General features: G+C 73.1%; 7 protein-coding genes. 4 read left to right on the top strand and 3 right to left on the bottom strand.

The genetic code is table 11. The features are described from left to right. Together AAHZ94_RS24265 and AAHZ94_RS24260 are read right to left on the bottom strand one after the other, a co-directional pair. Positions 1–448: methyltransferase (locus tag AAHZ94_RS24265; RefSeq protein ID WP_349995203.1), on the bottom strand; the 448-nt coding region annotated here is incomplete at its 3' end. A 400-nt stretch (positions 449–848) separates the two neighbouring features. After that, positions 849–2447 carry an aminotransferase-like domain-containing protein gene (locus AAHZ94_RS24260; RefSeq protein ID WP_349995202.1) on the bottom strand — a complete coding sequence of 533 codons (1599 nt, stop codon included), beginning with the start codon at positions 2445–2447 and terminating at the stop codon, positions 849–851. Between the two features lie 46 nt (positions 2448–2493). Here AAHZ94_RS24260 and AAHZ94_RS24255 point away from each other — a divergent pair, with 46 nt between their 5' ends. Both AAHZ94_RS24255 and serC read left to right on the top strand, forming a co-directional pair. Continuing rightward, positions 2494–2982, top strand: coding sequence for a carboxymuconolactone decarboxylase family protein (locus tag AAHZ94_RS24255; RefSeq protein ID WP_349995200.1), 489 nt, complete (start codon positions 2494–2496; stop codon positions 2980–2982). A 359-nt stretch (positions 2983–3341) separates the two neighbouring features. Continuing rightward, complete coding sequence (serC, locus tag AAHZ94_RS24250; RefSeq protein WP_349995198.1) at positions 3342–4460, top strand: phosphoserine transaminase; 1119 nt, start codon at positions 3342–3344, stop codon at positions 4458–4460. 120 nt (positions 4461–4580) lie between these two features. On the opposite strand, the gene AAHZ94_RS24245 is transcribed toward serC, so the two are convergent. Further along, entirely contained in the window at positions 4581–5636 is a 1056-nt protein-coding gene (locus tag AAHZ94_RS24245) for a hypothetical protein (RefSeq protein WP_502964765.1), read from the bottom strand. A gap of 191 nt (positions 5637–5827) precedes the next feature. Here AAHZ94_RS24245 and AAHZ94_RS24240 point away from each other — a divergent pair, with 191 nt between their 5' ends. Together AAHZ94_RS24240 and AAHZ94_RS24235 are read left to right on the top strand one after the other, a co-directional pair. Further along, complete coding sequence (locus AAHZ94_RS24240) at positions 5828–6430, top strand: Uma2 family endonuclease (RefSeq protein WP_349995196.1); 603 nt, start codon at positions 5828–5830, stop codon at positions 6428–6430. 156 nt (positions 6431–6586) lie between these two features. Next, complete coding sequence (locus tag AAHZ94_RS24235) at positions 6587–7585, top strand: aldo/keto reductase (protein ID WP_349995195.1); 999 nt, start codon at positions 6587–6589, stop codon at positions 7583–7585. The last annotated feature ends 167 nt before the right edge of the window (positions 7586–7752 follow it).

Raw genomic sequence — 7752 nt, 5'->3', positions numbered from 1 at the left:
GGTCGAACAGGTCGCCCGCGCAGACGCGCCCGCCGACGGCGGCGACGTTGCGGCGGGCGCAGCGCACCGCGGCCGGGTCGACGTCGGCCGCGTACAGCGCGATGCCGGGGCCGAGTGCCGCCCCCACGGCCGCGCCCACCGCGCCCGAACCGCAGCACAGGTCCACGACGACGGGGCGACGCGCGGGCGCGGCCGGGCTGGCCCGCACATGGGCGACGGCCCGCCGCACCAGGAACTCGGTGCGCCGCCGCGGCACGAACACCCCGGGATCGACCGCGATCCGCAGCCCGCAGAACTCCGCCCAGCCCACCACCTGCTCCAACGGCAGCCCGGCCACCCCGCGCTCCACCCGCGCGTCGCGCTCGCCCCGGGTGCCCGCGGCGGCCAGCAGCAGCCGCGCCTCGGCCTCGGCGAACCCACCGCCGGCGGCCCGCAGCCGCGCGATCACGGCGGGCCGGTACGGGGCGAGGACGGGTGGGGGCGCCGGACTGGGGGCGGGCGCTGGCGCGACAGCCGGCGGCGACGCTACGGCAGGCGCGGGGTGGGGAGCATGAGGCGTACGGGGAATACGCGGGGCACAGGGGCCGTGCGAAATGCGGGGAACGTGAGGAACGTACGGAACGTCCGGCATGGGGAGCCTTTCGGATCGCCTGCGGGGCTCCCTGCGGCCACCGCTACCGGGTGAGCCGCACGCTCATGAGGGGGAGCGCCCGACCTGACACTGCGGTAATGGGGCTCACCTCCTCGATCGTCCACTGCTGGAGCGCGTCACTTTACCCGACCGGCGCGCGCAATCCGCTACGCGCCCCCATCGCCGTACGGGCGGCGGCCCGCACACTGGCGACCCGTCAGCCCGCCGAGGGCAGCGCCCGACAGAGCGCGTCCAGGGCGCCGGCGAAGGTGTGGTCCGGCGGTGTGCCGTAGCCGACGACCAGCCCGTCCCGCGGCGGCATCGGGGCCTGCGGGTGCCGGTAGCTGGCGAGCCCGTCCAGGGCCAGCCCCTGCCAGGCCGCGGCCTGGATGATGCTGCGCTCGGTGTCCGGCGGCAGGTCGAGCACGGCGTGCAGCCCGGCCGCGATCCCCGAAACACTCAAGTGCGGCGCGTGCGCGGCGAGTTGAGTGACAAGCTGGTCGCGGCGCCGCCGGTAGCGCTGCCGCATCCGCCGTACGTGACGGTCGTACGCGCCCGAGGCCAGCAGGTCCGCGAGGACGAGCTGATCGGGGATGCCCACCCACATCTCGCGCTCACCCTTGGCCGTGAGGACCGCGTCCACCAGCGCGTCGGGCAGCACCAGCCAGCCGATGCGCACCGCGGGCGACAGGCTCTTGCTGACCGACCCCACATAGGCCACCCGGTCCGGATCGAGCCCCTGGAGCGCGCCCACGGGTTGTCTGTCGTAGCGGAACTCGCCGTCGTAGTCGTCCTCGATCACCAGCCGGTGACCCGCCCGCGCCCAGTCGAGCACGGCCGCCCGCCGCTCGGGGTGCAGCGGCCCGCCGGTCGGGTACTGGTGCGCGGGCGTCAGCAGCACCGCCCGCGCGTCGGTGTGCGCCAACTCCGCGACCTGCGCACCGTTCTCGTCGACCGGGAGCGGCACGGTGCGCAGCCCGGCCCGGTGCAGGATCGTGCGGTGGAAGTCGAGCCCGTACGACTCCACGGCCAGCGTCGGCCCACCGCCGGCCCCGGTCCCGGTCCCGGCTCCGGTCCCGCTGGTCAGCACGTCGGGCCCGGCCGCCGCGACCCGGCCCCAGGCGGCAGCCGGACCCGCGGGCCCTTCGCCGCGCGCCGCCCCGCCCCGGCCGGCACCCGCGCCCGCGTTCCCGTCCCGGTCCGAGCCGCCCGCCCCGACGCCGGCCAGCACCTCGGCCAGCAGCCGCACCCCGTGCGCGAAGCCGGCGCAGATGACGATGTGCTCCGGGTCGGTGCGCACGCCGCGCGCCCGGGCCAGGTACTCAGCCAGCATCCCCCGCAACTCCGCGCGCCCGCGCGCGTCATTGACCCCGAACGCGGAGCTCGGGGCGCCCGCCAGGGCCCGCCGGGAGGAGGTGAGCCAGGCGGCACGCGGAAAGGCGGAGGCGTGCGGCGCGCCGGGCATCAGGTCGAAGGTGGGGCGGGCCGCGAGCGAGGGCCTGGTGGGCCTGCGCACGGTCGCGGGCGGCGGCGGCACCGCGCCCTGCGCGACCCGGGTGCCGGCGCCCCGCCGGGCCGTCAGCCCACCCTCGGCGACGAGTTCCGCGTACGCCTCGGCGACGGTGTTCCTGGCCACGCCGAGGTCGACGGCGAGCGTGCGGTACGGCGGCAGCCTGCTGCCGGGGACCAGCCGGCCACCACGGATCGCCTCCCGCAGCGCCCGGGTCAGCGAGGCCCGTACACCTCCGGGACCGGTCAATTCCAGATGGAGGTCACTACCCAGCCCAGCAGCCGATTTGCCCCACGATTCCGCCATGGCCATGAACCATATGCGTGTTCCAACGGGCTTCTAAAGTCGAGGCATGACCACAGAGCACACCGCAGCCCACACCGCAGGACACGCCGCCGAACACACCGCGCGGATGAACTTCACGAAGGCCGCCCCGAAGGTCTTCCAGGCCCTGGTCGACCTGACCATGGCGGCCAAGGAGGGCCTCGACTACACCCTCATCGAGCTGGTCCAGATCCGCGCGTCGCAGCTCAACCACTGCGCGTACTGCCTGCTCATGCACACCACCGACGCCCGCAAGGCCGGCGAGAGCGAGGAGCGCATCAACCTGGTGAGCGCCTGGCACGAGGCGCCCGGCTTCTTCACCGAACGGGAACAGGCCGCGCTCGCCCTGACCGAGGCGGTCACGCTGCTGCCCGGCGGCGTGTCGGACGAGGTCTACCACCGCGCGGCCAAGCACTTCGACGACACCGAACTCGCCAAGCTGATCGGCGTCATCTTCGCCATCAACTCCTGGAACCGGATCGCCGTGACGACGAGCAAGGTCCCCGGCACGGCGTGAGCACGTACGCGTGAGCACGTGCGCGTGAGCGGGGCGGCTCGGGCGGGGCGGCTCGGGCGGAGTGGCCCGGGCGGCAGGGCCTGAACGGGGCGGCTTGCGCAGAGCGGCTTGAGCGGCAGGGCTTGCGCAGAGCGCACGCCCACTCCCCAGGGCGCCGGCGGAACGACACCTTCCGTCGGCGCCGGGCCCGCCCCTTCCAGAGTCCCGCCCGGGCCCCCCGGGCCCACGCCGAAACCGGAACCCGGCGATCACCCCAAGATGGCCAGGAGTGGTCGCCGGCGGTCGTATCAGGTGGCCGAGCGGTCTCATCCGGTGGACGGCACCGAGCGGTGGGGACGGAACGGATTAGGCTTCCGCCCGTGGCTGATATCCAGATTCCCGCTGACATCAAGCCCGCCGACGGACGATTCGGCTCGGGCCCCTCCAAGGTGCGCACGGAGGCGCTCAGCGCCCTGGCCGCCACCGGCACCTCGCTGCTGGGCACCTCACACCGACAGGCACCGGTCAAGGACGTGGTGGGCCGGGTGCGCGCCGGCGTCAAGTCGCTGTTCTCGCTGCCCGACGGGTACGAGGTGATCCTCGGCAACGGCGGCACCACCGCGTTCTGGGACATCGCGACGCACGGCCTGATCGAGCGCAAGTCCCAGCACCTGACCTTCGGCGAGTTCTCGTCGAAGTTCGCCAAGGCCGCCGCCGGCGCCCCGTGGCTGGACGAGCCGACGGTCATCAGCTCCGACCCGGGCACCCACCCGGAGCCGGTCGCCGAGGCCGGCGTGGACGCGTACGCCTTCACCCACAACGAGACCTCCACCGGCGTCGCCGCCCCGATCCGCCGGGTCGCCGGGGCCGATGCGGGCGCGCTCGTCCTGGTGGACGCCACCTCGGGCGCGGGCGGCCTGCCCGTCGACGTCGCCGAGACCGACGTCTACTACTTCGCCCCGCAGAAGTCGTTCGCCGCGGACGGCGGCCTGTGGCTCGCCGCGTTCTCGCCCGCGGCCCTGGAGCGCGCCGCCCGGGTGCACGCCTCCGGCCGGTACGTGCCCGAGTTCTTCTCGCTGCCGACCGCGATCGACAACTCGCTCAAGAACCAGACGTACAACACCCCGGCGCTCGCCACCCTCTTCCTCCTCGCCGACCAGCTTGAGTGGATCAACGGCCAGGGCGGGCTCGACTGGGCCGTGCAGCGCACCGCCGACTCCTCGTCCCGGCTCTACGGCTGGGCGGAGAAGTCGCCGTACGCGTCGCCGTTCGTCGCCGATCCCGCGCAGCGCTCCCAGGTCGTCGGCACCATCGACTTCACCGACGACGTCGACGCCGCCGCGGTCGCCAAGGTGCTGCGGGCCAACGGCATCGTGGACACCGAGCCGTACCGCAAGCTCGGCCGCAACCAGCTCCGCATCGCCATGTTCCCGTCCGTCGACCCGGCCGACGTCGAGGCGCTGACGGCCTGCGTCGACCACGTCATCGGCAAGCTCTGACCGGCCGGAGCCGCAGGCTCCGCCCGTACGGGCCCACCGGCGCAGACCGTGCACCGGGGCCCTCGCCAGGCGCACCGAAGGCCCCCGCTCAGCGGGGGCCTTCCGCGTACGCACCGTTCCTCACTTGCGGCCCAGCAGCCTTCGCGCGGCCATACCGATGGCCGTGCAGACCACGATGAGCACCCCGGCGACGTAGTAGTTGCCCGAGTCCGCTTCCTTCGCGTCGTCGCCGGCTGAATCCTTGCCGCCTCTGCCGCCCTTGCCGCCTTCGCCGTCCGAGCGCTCCCGCTCCAGGCGCGCCTGCGGCGAGAGCAGGTCGTCGTCGAGCCGCACCGCCGCGACCCGGCTGTGCTCGCCCTCGGTGCCGTACATCAGCGTGCCGCCGTCCAGCGTGTACGTCACCGCCTCGCCCTGCTGCTGGATCGGCATCCGCGGCTCGCCGAGGTGCTCGATCCGGCCGCCGCGCCAGGCGTAGAGCCCGACCTCGAAGTAGCCGCGCAGCACCAGGTGTTCCCCGTCGGGCGAGAACGCGCCGTCGGTGACCCACAGGTCCACGTCGGTGACGCGGGTGAACCGGTTGGTGCCGGTCGCACTGAGCTTGGCGGGCCCGGCGTACAGCCCGGCGTCCTGCTTCTCCTTGCTGACGATGTAGACCCGCCCGGTCTTCGGGTGCACCATCATCGCCTCGGCGTCCCGCGGCCCGCCGTCGTACTGCACGGTGTACTGCGTGGCGGTCACCGTGGTGTCCGCGAGCCGCTTCGGCTCGGGGAACGCGTAGATCCACACCTTGGGCCAGGTGCCGCCCATGTTGTCGCCGATGTCCGCGACGTAGACCCGCCCGTCGGGGCCGACCGAGACCGCCTCCACGTCGCGCGGGTCGCCGATGCCGCGCAGCGTGACGGTGGCGACGGTGCGGCCGGTGGCGGAGTCCACGGCGTACACGTACGGGCCGTCGTCGCTGTCGTTGTGCGTCCAGTACACGCCCGGGTGGGCCCGGCTCGCGGCAAGACCACTGGACTCGGTGATCCGCTCGTCCTCGATCGTGAACGAGGAGGCCCGCCCACCGGACTCGACGGCGTGCGCGGAAGCGACGGGGGCCGCTCCGAGCGAAGCGGCGGGAAGCGCCGTGAGCACGGCGGCAACGGTGCAGGTCACGACACGAGCAAGGGAACCCATGAGGACAAGCCTGCCATCCCGCGTAGGGAGGGTGCGGGCCGCGTCCACGGTCGCCGCCGAGACCGCCGCAGGACCGCGTGGGGGCGCGCAGCCGACCGCGATGCGTCAACTTCGCTCCGTAAACCCCCCGAAAGGAGGAAGGTGCGACAAAGCCGCTGGGTACCCTAAAAGGGTCGGCAAGAATCCCGATCATGGGAGCACTAATGATGCCTGTCGCGCCACAGCCCGAGTGGCCCCGCCCGCCCGCGGGTGGGTACACCGCCGACGATCTTGACCGGCTTCCGAACCTGCCTCCGCATACGGAGCTGATCGACGGGAGCCTTGTTTTCGTGAGTCCGCAGACCGCGTTCCACACCCTGACCATGCGCCTGCTGGACGATCGCATCGCTCGTTGCGCACCACCCGACCACCTGGTCTTTCGGGAGATGACCATCGCTCTCGATGCGCGCAGCCGCCCCGAACCCGACATCATGGTGGTGCACTCCGAGGCCTTCACCAGCCTCGCCCAAACCTCCTTCAAGCCCTCCGACGTCGTCCTCGCCATCGAGGTCGTCTCCCCCGACTCCGAGGCCCGGGACCGCCAGCGCAAGCCGGTCCTGTACGCCGCAGCCGGCATCCCGCACTTCTGGCGGGTCGAGGAGGACCGCGGTCAGGCCGTGGTCCACGTCTTCGAGCTCGAAGACGGCAAGGACACCTACACCGCGAAGGACGTCTTCCGCGAACAGCTCAAGGTGGCCGCGCCCTTCCCGGTCGAGATCGACCTCAGGGACGTCGACCCGCGGCGCCGCGCGTAGCTCGACGGCTGGCAGTAGGGAGTAGCGGACGTACGGGCGCCGCGGCGGGTGGCGGGCACACGCCCCGCCGCGGCGAGCCGCCGACGAGGTGGCGGACGCCCACCGGCGGACGGCGGGCTTGCTTGGAGTCCGCTCCAAGCAGTTGGCTTGGCTCCCATGAAGTACACGCAGCTCGGACACACCGGTCTCAAGGTCAGCCGTCTGGTGCTCGGCACCATGAACTTCGGTCCGCAGACCGACGAGGCGGACAGCCACGCCATCATGGACGCCGCACTCGGTGCAGGCATCAACTTCTTCGACACCGCCAACGTCTACGGCTGGGGCGCCAACAAGGGGCGCACGGAGGAGATCATCGGTTCCTGGTTCGCCAAGGGCGGCGACCGGCGCGACAAGACCGTGCTCGCCACCAAGATGTACGCGAACATGGCGCCCAGCGACGACGCGCCGTGGCCCAACCACGACCTGCTGTCGGCCGTGAACATCCGCCGGTCCGTGGAGGCCAGCCTGCGCCGGCTCGGTACGGACTACATCGACGTGTACCAGTTCCACCACGTGGACCGGGCGACGCCGTGGGAGGAGATCTGGCAGGCCGTCGACGTCCTCGTCCAGCAGGGCAAGATCCTCTACGTCGGCTCCTCCAACCACGCCGGCTGGCACATCGCCAAGGCCAACGAGGCGGCGCGGCGGCGCGGCTCGCTCGGCCTGGTCAGCGAGCAGTGCCTGTACAACCTGGCCGAGCGGCGCGCCGAAATGGAGGTCATCCCGGCCGCGCACGACTACGGCCTGGGCGTCATCCCCTGGTCGCCGCTGCACGGCGGGCTGCTCGGCGGCGCACTCCGCAAGGAGCGCGAGGGCGGCGCATCGCGCACCAACAGCGGGCGGGCCGCGGAGGAACTGGCCAACCCGGCGGTGCGCAAGCAGGTCCAGGCGTACGAGGACCTGCTCGCCAAGCACGGCATCGAGCCCGGCGAGGCGGCCCTGGCCTGGCTGCTGACCCGCCCCGAGGTGACCGGGCCCATCATCGGCCCGCGCACCACCGACCAGCTCGAATCCGCACTGCGTGCGGTGGAGTTGGAGCTGGGCGACGAGGTGCTGGCCGGCCTGGACGAGATCTTCCCCGGCCCCGGACCGTCGCCGGAGGCGTTCGCCTGGTGATCGTCTAGTGACCGCCTGGTGATCACTGCCTGGCGGTCGCCGGTTGGTGATCGCTGGTTGGCGGTCGCCGTCTGACCATGGGGTGGGGGGGGGGGGCCGGCCGGCCCCCCGGCCGCCCCCCCCCCGCCCCCGCCCCCCCCCCCCCCCCGCGGCCCCCCCCCCCCCCC

It is taken from the genome of Streptomyces sp. HSW2009 (assembly GCF_040240285.1).
Lineage (GTDB): Bacteria > Actinomycetota > Actinomycetes > Streptomycetales > Streptomycetaceae > Streptomyces.
The sequence above is the reverse complement of the archived record's forward strand: the minus strand, read 5'-3'. Positions and strand labels throughout refer to the sequence as shown.